This window comes from Rhizobium sp. M1 (assembly GCF_002531805.1).
Classification (GTDB): Bacteria; Pseudomonadota; Alphaproteobacteria; order Rhizobiales; family Rhizobiaceae; genus Rhizobium; species Rhizobium etli_C.
On record NZ_NWSW01000031.1, the window covers coordinates 15,021 to 29,388 of the forward strand.

General features: G+C 58.8%; 10 protein-coding genes. 4 read left to right on the forward strand and 6 right to left on the reverse strand.

What is annotated here, in order from left to right; translation table 11 throughout:
- Window positions 1–24: 24 nt before the first annotated feature.
- From CO655_RS25500 to CO655_RS25525, 6 genes are all read right to left on the reverse strand, one after another.
- Complete coding sequence (locus tag CO655_RS25500) at window positions 25–1,014, reverse strand: glycosyltransferase family 8 protein (protein WP_097667287.1); 990 nt, start codon at window positions 1,012–1,014, stop codon at window positions 25–27.
- A gap of 57 nt (window positions 1,015–1,071) precedes the next feature.
- Complete coding sequence (locus CO655_RS25505) at window positions 1,072–2,124, reverse strand: UDP-glucuronic acid decarboxylase family protein (RefSeq protein ID WP_097607502.1); 1,053 nt, start codon at window positions 2,122–2,124, stop codon at window positions 1,072–1,074.
- 45 nt (window positions 2,125–2,169) lie between these two features.
- Window positions 2,170–3,660: a sugar transferase gene (locus CO655_RS25510; protein WP_176539302.1), complete on the reverse strand. Its 1,491-nt coding sequence runs from the start codon at window positions 3,658–3,660 to the stop codon at window positions 2,170–2,172.
- A gap of 7 nt (window positions 3,661–3,667) precedes the next feature.
- The gene (locus CO655_RS25515) at window positions 3,668–4,534 is read right to left on the reverse strand and encodes a WecB/TagA/CpsF family glycosyltransferase (protein ID WP_097607645.1); all 867 of its coding nucleotides are present in this window, start codon (window positions 4,532–4,534) and stop codon (window positions 3,668–3,670) included.
- 466 nt (window positions 4,535–5,000) lie between these two features.
- Window positions 5,001–7,124, reverse strand: coding sequence for a right-handed parallel beta-helix repeat-containing protein (locus CO655_RS25520; RefSeq protein WP_097667289.1), 2,124 nt, complete (start codon window positions 7,122–7,124; stop codon window positions 5,001–5,003).
- A complete protein-coding gene (locus tag CO655_RS25525) occupies window positions 7,121–8,440 on the reverse strand; it encodes an O-antigen ligase family protein (RefSeq protein WP_097667290.1) in 1,320 nt (439 codons plus the stop codon). Before CO655_RS25525 ends, CO655_RS25520 begins: the two co-directional genes overlap by 4 nt.
- A gap of 518 nt (window positions 8,441–8,958) precedes the next feature.
- Between CO655_RS25525 and CO655_RS25530 the strand changes: the two genes are divergently transcribed.
- The 4 genes from CO655_RS25530 to CO655_RS25545 are packed head-to-tail and all read left to right on the forward strand — an operon-like array spanning window position 8,959 to window position 14,343.
- A complete protein-coding gene (locus CO655_RS25530; protein ID WP_097667291.1) occupies window positions 8,959–9,909 on the forward strand; it encodes a glycosyltransferase in 951 nt (316 codons plus the stop codon).
- Window positions 9,906–11,006 carry a glycosyltransferase family 4 protein gene (locus CO655_RS25535; protein ID WP_097667292.1) on the forward strand — a complete coding sequence of 367 codons (1,101 nt, stop codon included), beginning with the start codon at window positions 9,906–9,908 and terminating at the stop codon, window positions 11,004–11,006. The genes CO655_RS25530 and CO655_RS25535 overlap by 4 nt, the downstream gene beginning before the upstream one ends.
- Complete coding sequence (locus CO655_RS25540; protein ID WP_097667293.1) at window positions 11,000–12,142, forward strand: glycosyltransferase family 4 protein; 1,143 nt, start codon at window positions 11,000–11,002, stop codon at window positions 12,140–12,142. Before CO655_RS25535 ends, CO655_RS25540 begins: the two co-directional genes overlap by 7 nt.
- Entirely contained in the window at window positions 12,139–14,343 is a 2,205-nt protein-coding gene (locus CO655_RS25545) for a polysaccharide biosynthesis tyrosine autokinase (protein ID WP_097667294.1), read from the forward strand. The genes CO655_RS25540 and CO655_RS25545 overlap by 4 nt, the downstream gene beginning before the upstream one ends.
- The last annotated feature ends 25 nt before the right edge of the window (window positions 14,344–14,368 follow it).

Below are 14,368 nucleotides of genomic sequence, written 5' to 3' on the forward strand. Positions count from 1 at the left end.
TCCTCCGCAGCCTGTCTTTCGGCTTCACTTTGCTTTATGCACGGACGTTGAGGCGTGCGCCCGCACAGCCGCTTTCGTGTAGGACCATGCAGCTCTCAACAAGGCAGATCGGGCAAGCAGCCGGGAGCCTGCACGCTTCAAACTGCTCTGAAGGCGCCCCCAACGTGTAAGGGCAAAACGGGTCCGGGACCGAAACGTGTCGTAAAAGGCGACGTTCGGGCTCAAGCTTCCTGTTTTCCAAGGCTTCACATTGGTCACGAAATGAACGATGGCGGGCTTCTGCTCGAGCGCGATGCCGGCGATCGCCCGCATCGGCTCGAATTGAAAATTCCACGCCCGGTCCAAGATCTTCCACTTTCCGTCACAGGCAACGTTGAGAGCGTCCTGGTCGGAATATTCCGTCGTCGGAAAGCGCTCAAGATAATCCAGCGATCGTTCCGATATTCGCTCGTTTCGCCATTTTGCAAGGTCGATAAGGAGAATGCCGGCGTTGAAATACCGTTTGACCCGAGCGCCCCCTGTTGCACCTGGTCCGTTGCGCGCAGCGCTATCCAGCCAGTAATCGGGTACCGCGCCGATCACCGCGTCCCCGAGGTCGGTATTCCATAACTGTTCAAGCGCAGTCAGCACCAGGATGTCGCCATCCAGATACAGAGCCCGGTCGCAGGTCTGCGGAAGGAACTGCGGCAGAAGGATCCTTGCAAAAGTCATCCTGGAAACGCCGGGGCGAGTGGAAAATCCGCTTGCGAAGGACAATGTGGCGATGGGATGCCACTGAATGACGGCAGAACTTGCCGGTAGAGATTCAAAGATCAGTCGCTTTGTTTCTTCGCCTATGCCCTCATGAATGACATGGATGTCCAGGGGCCATGCGCTCTGGTTATTCTCGGCGACCGATCTAAGGGCGGTCGCCAAGGGGACGGCGTAGGCCGCATCGACCGCAAAGACGATGGGGCCTAACCGCTGTTTTGTGCCCGCAGGGGCGACTCCTGTTGGTACGCTACGCACATTCATGTTTCCGGCATATCCCATCGAAAGAGAGCTTCGCCTTGTAATGATCGACGTTGCCGTTCATGGCCGGATTGCTGCGGCTTCCTGAACAGGAAGGCCGACGGCTGGGGTAGTCAGATGGGCGTAACCCGTTCGCTGGGCCCGGGCGCCGGCCATGCTCTTGCCTCCGCCTGAAAGCTTCCACTCGAAATATGCAATCGTTTTCTCAAGACCTTCACGCAGATTCACCGTCGGCTGCCAGCCGAGGTCCTGCGTTGCGCGGGAAATGTCGGGCTTTCGCTGCGTCGGATCGTCGATCGGCAAAGGATTGTAGACGATGCTTGATTTCGATCCCGTCATCTCGATGACCATTTCGGCCAGTTCCCGGACCTGGAATTCTCCCGGGTTACCGAGATTGATCGGACCGGTAACACCGGCGGGCGCACCCATCAGGCGGATGAAGCCCTCGATCAGATCGTCTACATAGCAGAACGAGCGCGTCTGCGTGCCGTTGCCGAAGATGGTGATCGGCTCGTTTTGAAGTGCCTGAACGATGAAATTGGAGACGACGCGGCCGTCATTGGTCTGCATGCGCGGCCCATAGGTATTGAAGATCCGCGCCACCCTGATTTCGACGCCGTATTGACGATGATAGTCGAAGAACAGCGTCTCGGCGCACCGCTTGCCTTCGTCATAACATGCCCGCGGACCGATGGGATTAACGCTGCCTCGATACTCCTCGGGCTGGGGGTGGACGGCCGGATCGCCATAAACTTCGCTCGTCGATGCCTGGAAGATCTTCGCCTTGGTGCGTTTGGCCAGGCCGAGCATATTGATGGCACCGTGCACATTGGTCTTCACCGTCTGCACGGGGTCGTGCTGATAGTGGACCGGAGATGCCGGACAGGCGAGGTTGTAGATCTCGTCGACCTCCACATAAAGCGGGAAGGTGATGTCATGACGGAGCACCTCAAAGCGAGGATCGTCAAGGAGATGCAGCACATTGTCGCGCGAACCGGTGTAGTAGTTGTCCACGCAGAGGACGTCATTGCCCTCTCGCAAAAGCCTTTCGCACAGGAATGATCCCAGAAATCCGGTGCCACCGGTAACCAAAACTCGCTTGTGTCCGTGCATTGATGTGCTCCATTGTTGATGATTGCGCGCAGGACGAGAAACCGGTCAGCAGGCTCCCTTGCCCTTCAAGACCGCAGGAATTGTGCTGAGAAGGATGTGCCAGTCGAACCACAAGGACCGGTTATCGATGTAGAACCCGTCGAGTTGCTGCTGCAGCTCGATGTTCGCATCGCTTCGTTCGGATATCTGCCAGAGGCCTGTCAGGCCCGGTATGACCGAACGGCGCTTGTCACGAAAATCGCTATCCATCGCCGAGAGGTGATACTCCGGAAACGGACGGGGTCCCACGAAGGCCATTTCCCCCGCAATGATATTCACCAGCTGCGGGAGCTCATCGATGCTCGATGCGCGAAGGAGATGTCCGATCACCGGCAAGACGCGCGGATCCTCCCGAAGCTTGAAGTGAGTGGACCATTCGGCTTGTGCGGCTGGATTGTCTCGGAACAACGCTTCGAGGCGTTGTTCCGCATCTCGGTACATCGTCCTGAGCTTCAGGACGTGAACCGGCTTGCCAAACAAACCTTCCCTGGCGTGCCTGAAGAAAACGGGCCCCGGATCGATGGCATAGATCGCCGCAGCAGCAATGAGAATGACGGGCATAAGCACCAGCACCGCGGGGATGGCGATCGCCAGATCGAGGGCGCGACGCACCAGGTTCGAGTTTGCCGCCCCCCCGCTGCTCGCCAAGCGAACACCGATCTCGCCGCCGATCTCCGCCGGTCGCAATCCGGCCACTTTGACGTTTGGCGTGTCGGAGAGGAGGATGACTTCGGCGAACGTCTGACGCAACGTCGCCAACTCGGCGATGTGTGAGCCCGTATCATCGGCGATCAAGGCAATCGATGGGCGGTCATCGGGTGATAGTTCCGAAATGTCGGGGGAGCAGGATTCCGGCCGAATGCCATACTGCCAATGGTCTTTGAAATGCGCGATGAGCGCGGGGATACGGTTGCGGCTCCCGATGATCACCGCCCGCTCTCCCCAGACACCGAGTCTGCGCGACAGACCACGGGCAACCCCATGCATGGCAGGCTGAACAATCAGCCCGAGGCCAAGAAACCCAAAGAGGGGAAGCAACAGTCGCGTCCCTTCCGGTAGAAGGATTGCCCCAAGCGCCGCAATGACAGCCACCTTGACAGACGCCATCGTGCGGCGGCGCAGATGTTCGTGGTCGTGGATCCGATAGCCAGGATAGAGCGCGCTCGACGCATAGAGGATGATCGCTGCCAGTGCTGCGAGTGCGCAAGCACGCTCCAGCAGCATGTTCTCCGAACCGTATGGAAGAAACAGCAATAGAAGAGAGTAGGCGATGAGATAGCTCGCAATGTCGCCGGCAACCAAGATCGACGACGTAGCAAGCCGAGGTGCCCTGCGTCCGAGTGGAGCTGGTATATTCAGCCTTAGCCCCTTGCCGAACGCAGCGCCCGGCGTGGCGTTTGCCATCGGCGGGACAGAATTTGCCGGACCCGTTCGCGTGGCCACATCATTTGGGGTGATTGCCTTCGGCAGGTCGGATATCGACGCTAGTAGGGACATGATGGCTTTACACCTTTACAGCTACTGCTTTTGGCGCGCTCGATCCAAAAACCTCGTCTTCGATGGGAAATTTCCGAAGTCCCAGTCTCTGGAATGCTGTCAGTGAGATGAAGGTCGGCACGACGAGCGCATAGCGCCGCCACAGCCGTCGCGGCTCGCACAGAAGACGAAACACCCATTCGAAGCCGCTTCTTTGAATGATCCTGGGAGCCTGTCGCTTCAGGCCGGCGTGGAAGTCGAATGCAGCGCCGACACCGATGAGCATCGATGCATCAAGACGATCGCGCATGCGAGCCATCCAGAGCTCCTGCTTGGGGCTGCTCAGACCGACCCAGATAATATCCGCGCCTGACCGATTGATCCGCTCCGCAATATCCGTCTCTTCCTGCAGCGACAATTGATGAAAAGGCGGTGCGTAGCAGCCGACGATCTGCGCTTCCGGGAATCTTGCGAGAAGGCGCGCTTGCAACTGCTCCAGCGTCTCGGTCGTCGCGCCATAGAGGAAGTGGCGCACGCCTTTGGATCTGCCGGCGTCGAAAACGGATAGCATCAGGTCAGGTCCGTAGACCCGGTCGCTCTCCAAATGGCCGGCACGTTTCAATGCCCATACCAACGGCATGCCGTCAGGGGTCACGAGGAACGCCCGGTTATGGATCGACCGAAGCTCGGCATCGTCCTGGCATCGGACGATGCCGTGCGCGTCGCGAACGCACACATATTCCTTCCTGCCGTCTTCGATCGCGTCTTGAATAAGTCCGGTCGCGCTTTTGAGATTGACTGCCGAAATGCGAACACCAAGGACATTCGTCCACCCCAAGGAGCCCTTCGGATGGAGAACTGAAGTTTGGCTGCTGTCTGCTGATTGCTTTCTCATGACCTGCGCTTTCGCGACCGAAACTGTCATCAGAATATCCTGGTAGACCGATTGCCTCCATACTTGCCGCTCCAGCTATTGGACGTAGGATAGTCTTTTCGTTTACGTCTTATGCCGAGATGACGTACAATATTCGAAGTAAGTCTGCGTACCCCATAGCTTGCCACGTTGCTCCTTATGATGAACGCCGCCCCGAAATTGCGCTTTGACCCGAGCAGAGCCGCAGAAGATATCGTTCCGTGCGAGCGAAGATGGTTAGGATTGAGCACGAACAAGCCGGGAAGAGAGACATGGTGAACCGATGGGGAGATGGCGGCTCCGGCTGGCGAGCCTTCCAGTTCGATCGCCACGCTCCACTCGTCGATGCTCTTGCCTGCAGCAGGCACCACTATCCTTGATCGGCAGTACAAGTTGCCGCGGCGCCGGACTTAATCGCCACAGAACACCGTTGGTGGCGGTGCCCTTGTTACTCTGGCGCGACTACGCTTCCCGTGTCCGCCCCGGCCTTCTGAAGATCCTCCAGACTGCCAAACTCTCCGGACCGCATGATTTCAGGATCTACTCGGAAGCTCTGGCTGCTCAAATTGCCGATGTAGCGGTTACGCGCGAATTGCACATATCCGGCCCCGTGGTCCGGAGCATGGACATATGCTGCAAGCCCATTGCTACTGTCGATCGACACGACATTGCTCTCGATACGATTGGGGCGTGCCCATGGCGGGTGCCAGCCCCTGCCGGTACCGTCATCAACGCGAAAAGCCGCGCCCGATCCGCCTGTGATGACGTTTCCCGTCACCAGGTTGCTCCAGCCGCCGTTGATGCCGATCGCCGATACGTTGTCCGAGAGCGAATTTCCTTCGATGCGCAGCCCGCTCGCCTTCCCATCCGTGTAGATTGCCCAGCTGATCGGAGACGGCCATTCGCTGGTGTTTTCATATCCGGGAGGCCAGAACGTGCCGTCGGCCCTGTTCATAAGGTGACCGGTCCCGGTCACGAGATTGGAGCGGATGATGCTGTTCAACGGGTCGGCCTGCTCGCCCATCATCTTGATGGCGCCGCCATCGGCAGTCTGTTGGTTGGCGTTACGGACCACATTGTGCTCGATGACGGCGTTATAGACCGCGTCATTGGAACCCCACAGCGAACCGCCGGCGATCCCGAACTGCGCCGTGTTTTCGATCCGGTTGTCGGCGATCCTGACATTGTCGGCCGCCTGGAACCATATTCCGGCGGTCTCGATGTAAACCTTTCCGATGTCATGGATGTGGTTTGAAAGGATTCTGGACCCGTCCGACTTGCCGAAGGTGCCATAATTGGTGCCGACGTAAATCCCGTTGCCAGCCACATCCGCGATCACGTTGCCGGCGATCAACGCGTCCTTGCTTTCCGTCACATGGATCCCGACGCCGACATTCTCGATATTGTTGCCGAGGATTTTGACACCATCGGCGTGTTCGATCCGGATCGCGCCAAATCCTCTCGTATCCGTATAAAATTTGCCGCTGCCTTCAGGCGCTCCATCTCTAATCTCGAGCCCCGATACAACCATCCCATTGGCGCCATCCAACTTTAGAAATGTCGGCAGAACGCCCGCAACGACAACTGAATCGGGGAACGACTGATCGACAGGGATATAGTGAAGCTCGCCCGCGGCAAGGCCGTACCACCACTCTCCGGGAGCATCGAGCAGGGCCTTGGCTCCGGTGAGGAAGTAGCGGCTGCCTTCTGCGGTAAAGAAAAAGCCTGTGCCCTTGGTGAAAACTGTACGGCCTGCGCCATCGATCGATACAACCGGCAGCGTATCGTTACCCCACTGGGTTCCAGGTCGATACCCTCCAACGATGTTCACGACCAGCCCACCGGCATCAACCACATCCGGAAGATCGCCGGCATGGAAGCAAAAGCGCGTGTTTCCATCCCATATATCGATTGCGGGCTTGCACTTTGCGGCGAATAACCACCCCTTGCGCGGATCGCCATCAGCGGGTGCGTCGGGGAATCGAGCGCGAGTTTGCCGTACGCCATTGACGAACAGGTCACCGACGCCTTCATCCGGCGGCAATTTCAGCAGCGCGGTCCAGCGGCCATCGGACTGCTGCGCCCAGCTGCCCACGTGTGGCCCGCCATGCAAAACCGGCGCTTCATTGCATCTGGCTGTGAGGACCAAGCCCGTATCGCGGGCGTCGAAGACGATCGGCTGAGTGAGGTAGTAATCGCCTTTACCCAGTGCGATCGTGGTGGGACCGCCCTTCTCACGGGCAGCATCACGGGCTCTTTCAATGCTGGCGAATGGACCGTCGCCCCCCTGCTGGTTTGCGGTCGGGAGCAGGCCGCTCCAGGTGTCTTTTCCATCGGGAGAAACGTAAAATATCGTCCGCGCCGCGGTGCTGCTGCTCAATGCGTCGCTTAAGGAAGTCCCATTCAATTTGGCTGACCAAGGCGCGGAAACTTCCGCGCAGGTCGCCTCCCTTATGAGGATCTGCAGGCGCTCGGGCGCATCCAAATCCCTCGCGCCTGGAGCGGGATTGCCGGAGTTCGGAAAGAGCATCACAGGCAAAATGCTCAGGATCAGTCCGAAAGGCCGGCTCACGATATCTGCAACCCGGTCGTAAAGCCGCGCGAAGGCACCTGCCAAGGTGGCGCATGGCTGATCGACACGACAGGCGCGTACAGCGAAAACATGATGATCGCTGCGGTGAACAGGATGAACATGGTGTCATTCTGAACGAAGAAGGAACTCTCGGTCAGATTCATCACCAAAATCATGATCGTCAGGACGTTGAGCCAAAGCCATCCGTACTGCGGATCGCGGCATTGAAGGACCGCCCCTTGGCGGATCGCATGGAGAAGCATCAGAACAAATGGGATCATTCCCACAACTCCAAAGCTCAACAAGATATCGCGATATCCGTTATGCGCATGGGGCGCCGCCCAGCCGATCTTTAGCCACATTTGCGTCGCTTGCGGGTTCACGGTTGTCCAGAAAGCCTGGTATCCGTAGCCGAGCATCCAACGATCGGATATTTCGCGGTCAACCAGTTCCCACAACGGCACCCGACCCGTCAAAGTCGCGTCCTTTCCGAGCGCTTCGAGGGCCGGAACCAGAAATTCGTGCAGCGAAATCAGAATGCCGAGAGACAGCTGAACGAAAGACAGGACGATGACGACGCGGCCAACGCTGCTGCTTCTTTGCAACAGCGTATAAAATCCGATCAGGCAATAGCACACTGACGTTGCAATGATCGCGGTCATCGATCCGGAGCCTGCAAGGCAGATAATCCCCGCCGCCAGCATGACCAGCGCGGTTCGCCGAAGGCCGAGCGTTCCGTCAAGCAGCACGGCCGTCGCCACCAAGGTCATCAAGGACGCGTACCAACCCAGCACGTTCTTGTGAATGAAGACGCCCCGCATGGCACCATCCGGCATCAAGGCGAGACTTGGCGACGTCACGGCAATAACGACACTGAGGACGTTGCAGGCTCCAAGGGTCACAAATAACAGGAACAGCAGTTGCCTTGGCGTGAAACGTATCGCCAGGACGTAGGAAAGAAGCACACAAAAGAAAAGGCCGATTGCCCGCCTCAAGCTTGTTGGAGGTCCGATTGACCAGAGGGTGGACAAGAACGGCAGGATAAGGATGAGGGGAACAAGCAGATTTCGCCTGAGCGCTGTCAGAAATTGCGGAAAATTGCGCACCAGGACCACGAGTGTAAAAACGTATACGGGAAAGCACGGAAGCCGCAGTATAGATTTCGCAGATTCGCTGAGCGATCCGTCCGGATCTGCCAGGATAAGCGGCAGAAAAGCGCCCGCCTGGAAAAACAGGGATATGGCGGCGCCCCAGCATTCGATGGCCCGCCAACTGATGGCGGGTCCACTGGCAGTTCTGAGGCTATCTACTCTCATCATCCGTTCCGACTGAGTTGAACAGATAAGCGACTGTTGATCGCGGCAGATCAAACGACAGGTGTCGGCCCGCGTGGCTGCGCTGCTTTCAAGCAATCATCCGGCCACATCCGCAGTCAACCTGTCCTAGGGAGGGGCGGGCTACGCCTAATGCACCTTCTCTCCACCCAAAGGCGATGGTGCGGCTAATCTCCGAGCCGGCATCTACCCCAAAGGCGGGTCTTCGTGTCCGTATGATTGCCCTTAAGAGCAGGTGTTGCGCATGTCCGTTCACCGGTACCGTGGCGATGAATGTCTCGTGAAGCGTGGTGATTAAGCCGCGCTCCATTGGACCAAGGCAACAATTCTGGCAGAGGCTGTCTCTGCAGTCGAAGCCTGGAAGGTTTAGGATTGCTATGTTCCTGCGTCATGATCCTAGTTCTCCATGCAATGCGACGGGCGCTCCACCTGTCGTGGCCCTGCGCAGCTTTGCGCCGCTGCAGAGCGGCGCATGGCGACAACCTGCCTGAGAGCGCGTCATGGAGCGGCCGACCCTCAGCGTCCTCATCAATAATTACAACTACGCACGCTTTGTCGGGCGGGCGATCGACAGCGTGCTGAGCCAGGCCGAGGGCAACGTCGAGATAATCGTTGTCGATGACGGATCTACCGACGACTCGCGCTCCGTTCTGGAAGCCTATGACAACCGGGTGAAGGTGATCTTTCAGGAGAACGCGGGACAGGCCGCTGCGATCAATACCGCGGTAGGATCGAGCGCCGGCGAGATCCTCTGCTTCCTGGACGCCGACGACTGGTGGGCGCCGAACAAGCTGTCGGCGACGGTTGCAGCCTTCCGGACAAACCCTCGAGCATCGCTTGTCTATCACCGGCTGCAGCCGACGCTTGTCGATGGCACCCCGACGTCCAAGCCGATCCCTCGAACCCTGTGTTCGGGTGCCTTGTCGCCGCTGCTTACAAGATCGGCGGGCTGGTGGCCTTTTCCGATGACGTCGGCCATCGCGGTACGGCGAAGCAGTTGGAATGCCGCGGGCGGCATTCCAGAACAGTTCCGCATATCGGCCGACGCCTGGCTCGTGGGGATCTATCCATTTCTGGGGGACGTGATTGCCATGCCGGATCCGCTGGGCTTCTACCGTATCCACAATAACAACTGGTACCGCTCTGCCGAAGATGCCGCCACGCTCAGGAGACGGATGACGCACTGGCAGCATACCGTTGAAGCAACGAACCTGTTTCTCTCAGCCCATGACCTGCCGGCGAGACTACATCTGAGGGACCACTATCCCTATCGCATCGCGTCGGCCAAGCTGCAGGGCGCCGATGCGCTCACGCGGTTCAAGCTTGCCGTCGAAGGCCTGTTCTTTGCCGGCGAACCGAACCTGCTCAGGCGGACGCGCGACAGCCTGCGCTCGGCGCGCGGCCTGTCACGGCTCGGTCTGGACGTCGGCTTGTCGGGGGTAGCGAAATGAAGGCGCTGCTGTTGGTTTCCGAACTGGAAGACTATACCATCTCCTTTGCCAGCGGCGTCGCCCAGCACCTCGATGTCGTGCTTGCCGTGCCGCGCCGGCGCTATGCACATCTCGCCTCTTCCTTCGACCCGGCTGTCGACCTGCACCTTCTGGACTGGCCGAGACACCGTTCTCTCTCCAATCCGTGGTTTCTGTATCAGCTTACGCGGCTGATCCGGCGCGAACAGCCGAACCTTATTCATCTCCTCAGCAATTCTACGCTTTGGCTGAACTTCGCCGTGCCGTTCTGGCACCCGATCCCGCTTGTGACGACCATCCACGACGTCGAAATCCATCCGGGCGACTCCGATACGCGTACCTTGCCCGGCTGGGCGCCCGAACTGATGGTGAAGCAATCCGGACACCTTGTCGTGCATGGCCAGGGACTGAAGCGGATGGTCCTCGATCGATATGCAAAATCGCCGGACTGCGTCCATGTTCTGTCGCATCCCTCCATCCTTCGCTATGCGGAACTCGCCCGGCGACAGAAAATGGCGCCGCGCGAGGCGGACGGAACGATACGCGTCCTGCTGTTCGGACGGATTTTTGCCTATAAGGGCCTGGAACATCTGGTCCGGGCCGAGGCGATGCTCAAGGACGTGCTCCCCAACCTGCGCGTCACGGTCGCGGGCCGTGGCGACAATCCGGCGATATTCCTGCCGCTTATGGGGGATGCCGACCGCTATGATATTCGCAATCGTTTTATCGAAGATGCAGAGGTCGCCCAGCTTTTCCTGGACACCGATATTGTCGTGCTTCCCTATACGGAAGCATCCCAAAGCGGCGTGCTCAACCTTGCCGCCGCATTTGGCAAACCGGTCATCGTTACTGACGTCGGCGAGTTGCGGGAGACCGTTCAGCCCAACGGGCTGGGAATGGTGGTCCCTCCCGGAGATGTCAAAGAGCTCGCGGCAGCGATCAGGGCATTGGCAGAGGACGGCGAGCTCAGAAACAAGCTCGGCGCCAATGCGCTCGAATGGGCCAAAGGGCCGAATTCGCCTGAACGGGTCGGCGGCCAGGCCGCAGCAGTTTATCGGGAGGTGGTCGGGTCATGCTGATGGAAGCCCTCACAGACAGAAGCGGGCTGACGGCACGCAGCGCTGCGAGCGTCCGCCACTATCTTCCGGGCGGCTGCGAGAACGGCGGCGGCATCGGCCGGCTCGTCGGCTATATAACAGAGACGGCAAAACAGACCGGCACCAAGCATTTCGTCACCGATACGAGAGGGGTTCGGTGGTCAAAATTGACATCGCCGGCGCGACTGGCCGGTGCCATCCTGATGATGGCAAAGGACCGGATCGTTGCGCCTGACCGCATTCACCATATCCATATCGCTGGCCGCGGCAGCACCTCCCGCAAACTGATCCTGACCGCGGCTGCCCGTTTGCTAGGGTGCTGCCACATATTGCACCTTCACGACTACGATTACGCCGGCGATTTCGCGCAACGCTCGCCGGGTCAACAACGGCTCATCCGCCGGATGTTTCAGAATGCCGACCGCGTCGTGGCACTGGGCCAGCGCGATCGCGCGACGCTGACAACGCTTCTCGGTGTCGACGAGCGCCGCGCGGTCGTTGCCCATAATTGCGTCCCCGATCCCGGAACGCACAATATTCGCGGCGGCGGGACACCGTTGATCGTATTCCTCGGCCGGTTGAGCGAACGCAAGGGTGTCACGGAGCTTCTGTCAGCCCTGAGCCACCCGCTTATGAAAGAACTCCGGTGGCGGGCCGTACTGGCCGGCGATGGCCCTGTCGAGCATTATCGCCGTGTGGCTGACGCCATGGCGCTATCCGATCGGGTCGAAATGCCTGGCTGGCTTGACGCCGGTGAGGCGCGAGCCTTGTGTGGGCGTGCAGATATTCTGGTCTTGCCGTCGCACGCCGAAGGGCTGGCAATGGCCGTGCTCGAAGGACTGTCCCATGGGCTCGCCGTCGTCACCACGCGCGTCGGGGCGCATGACGAAGTCATTACCGATGGTGAGACCGGTATCTTCGTGCCGGTAGGAGACCAGAATGCCCTGGCGGCGGCTTTGGCAAAGCTGGTGTCTGATCCAGAATTATGCATCCGCCTCTCCGTCCAGGGACGCGCACATTATCTCAACCATTTTAGCATGATGGCCTATATGCGGTCGCTCGAAAATCTTTACGGAACCGTATCCGCGAAACCTCAAGCATGGGTTGACGCGCGATGACGATTTCCACTCTTCCGCCGGACCGCAACCTTCCGATCTCGTCGATGCGATACGATCCTCGCGCTCAGGTAGAGACCAAGGCGGATAACCTGGACCTCGCATCCGCCTTTCGTCTGCTCCGGCGAAGAATGGTCATGATCATTGCGATAACCGTGCTGCTGGTGGCGCCCGCGGCGATTACGATCTCCGGGATGAAGCCCGCCTATCAGGCCTGGGCCCGGTTGATTATCCACCAGCCTCTCGCAAAGACACTTGGTGAGGAGGATACCAGCAGCGGTGATATGCTTGACGCGAAAGCGGAAACTGAGCGGCTTCTATCCAGAAGTATTGCAGAGCGGGTCGTTCGCGAGCTGCGGCTTAACCTGCGGCCGGAATTCAATCCAGCGCTGCGGGAGCCCTCATTCTTTGAGAGCATCCGGACAAAATTGCGCGGCCTGTTCGATCCGCGAAAACCCGCCGAGCCGGTACGCGACGGCATCGACGCCGTCATCCCGGAATTTTTTAGGGCGCTCGGCGTCTGGCACGAAGATAAGAGCAACGTTATCCAGATCAGCTTCACCACGAATGACCCTCAACTCGCAGCCGCGGTTCCGAACCGTGTCATCAGCATCTACCTCGATGAGCGGAAGGGCAATGTCCGCAGCCGACTCGATTCAGCGGAAAAATGGATCCTGCAGCGCATCTCCGAACAGAAGGCTCGCGCGGATATTGCGCGCGAGGCTGCCCGAAACTATCAAGAATCGATGGACGTCGTCTCGAAAGAGGACGCTCAGGATGAACGGCTCAAATCACTTATAGAACTCACCGGCCGCGAAGGGAAAATTGAGGAAAGCCGGGTTGAGGTAAAGGCGGTGATATCGACGCTTGAGGCAGCGGATAGCGCTTCGGTCGCTGTGCAGAACATCGCCCTCCCGGACGACATTGCCACAAAGCAACGTGATCTTCACGCACAGGAGGCAGATCTTGCCCGTCTGCTTGAACTGTACGACGGCAATGCCGAGGCCGTCGTGGATTTGCGCGGGAAAATCCAAAAATCCCGCGCCGATCTCAACCTGGCGACCAAGCAATATCTGCAAACAATGCGCGCCAAGCTCGCCGCGCTTGACCATGAGGCTGCCGCAGTACAATCCGTCTTGGATGTCGCTCATGAAAAACGCGCACGCGACGCCCTCGTGCAAACGGAATTGACGCGACTGCAGCGGATCGCCGACAAGGAACAAACGGCGCTCGAAAAGTTTGAGGACCAGCGCCGTGACCTCGTCGGCAAAGCCAAGCTTCCCGCAGCCGAATTGGAAGTCTTATCACCGGCTTCGGTGCCGCTCGCATCGCAGGGCCGTGGACGGCTTTTCTATCTGGTGAGCGCCCTTCTGGCTGCAATCTCGGCAGCGGTAACGGCTGCTTTCGTGGTTGAAATGTGGGACCGGTCCATCCGGAGTTTCGACCAAATAGCAGGAATGGCCCGCACGATACCGGCTGGGCTTATCCCGCGGCTGGCGCGGAAGGAAAATCCGAAGACGATTTTCGGACATGTGCAGGTCCCGATGTTTGACGAAGCAATCCGCACCGTGATCCTTACACTCAAACAGTCCAACGGGGGCAAGTTGCCGAACAGTATCGTCGTTACGTCGGCTCACAGCGGAGAAGGCAAGTCGCTTATCGCAAGATCGCTGGCTATGGAACTCGCCGCCGCGGCAATTCCGGTGCTGTTGGTCGACGGCGACCTTCGACGTGGAGAACTCGAGTCCTATTTCAAGTCGGGGCTACAGCAGGGATTGAACGAATTCCTGAATGGCCACGCCGATATCCGCGACATCGTCGACCACCATCCAAGCGGTATCGATTTCATTCCATCCGGCAAGTTCAGTCTTCAGCGGCGGGTCCGTTCGAATGGCCTGGCAGAAATCATCGAAATGGCGGGCGCGGCCGGCCGGATCGTCATCTTCGACAGCGCGCCTGTGCTCGCCTCGACGGACACGGTGCTTTTGACTGCGCTGGCGGAAAGAACACTGGCAGTCGTCAGATGGGGAAAGACGAGCCGCCGCGCGGTCGAGTTCAGCCTGCAACAAATGAAAAGCCCGCGAAATTTGGAAATCATTGTCGCGATCAACAGCGTAAATCCTAAACAGCACGCGCTGTATAATTTCAGCGACTCAGAGCTGTTTTCGAGATCCTTGATGAAGTACTATAACTTCAAGGTATAAATACACCGCACGTGCGATTCAAACG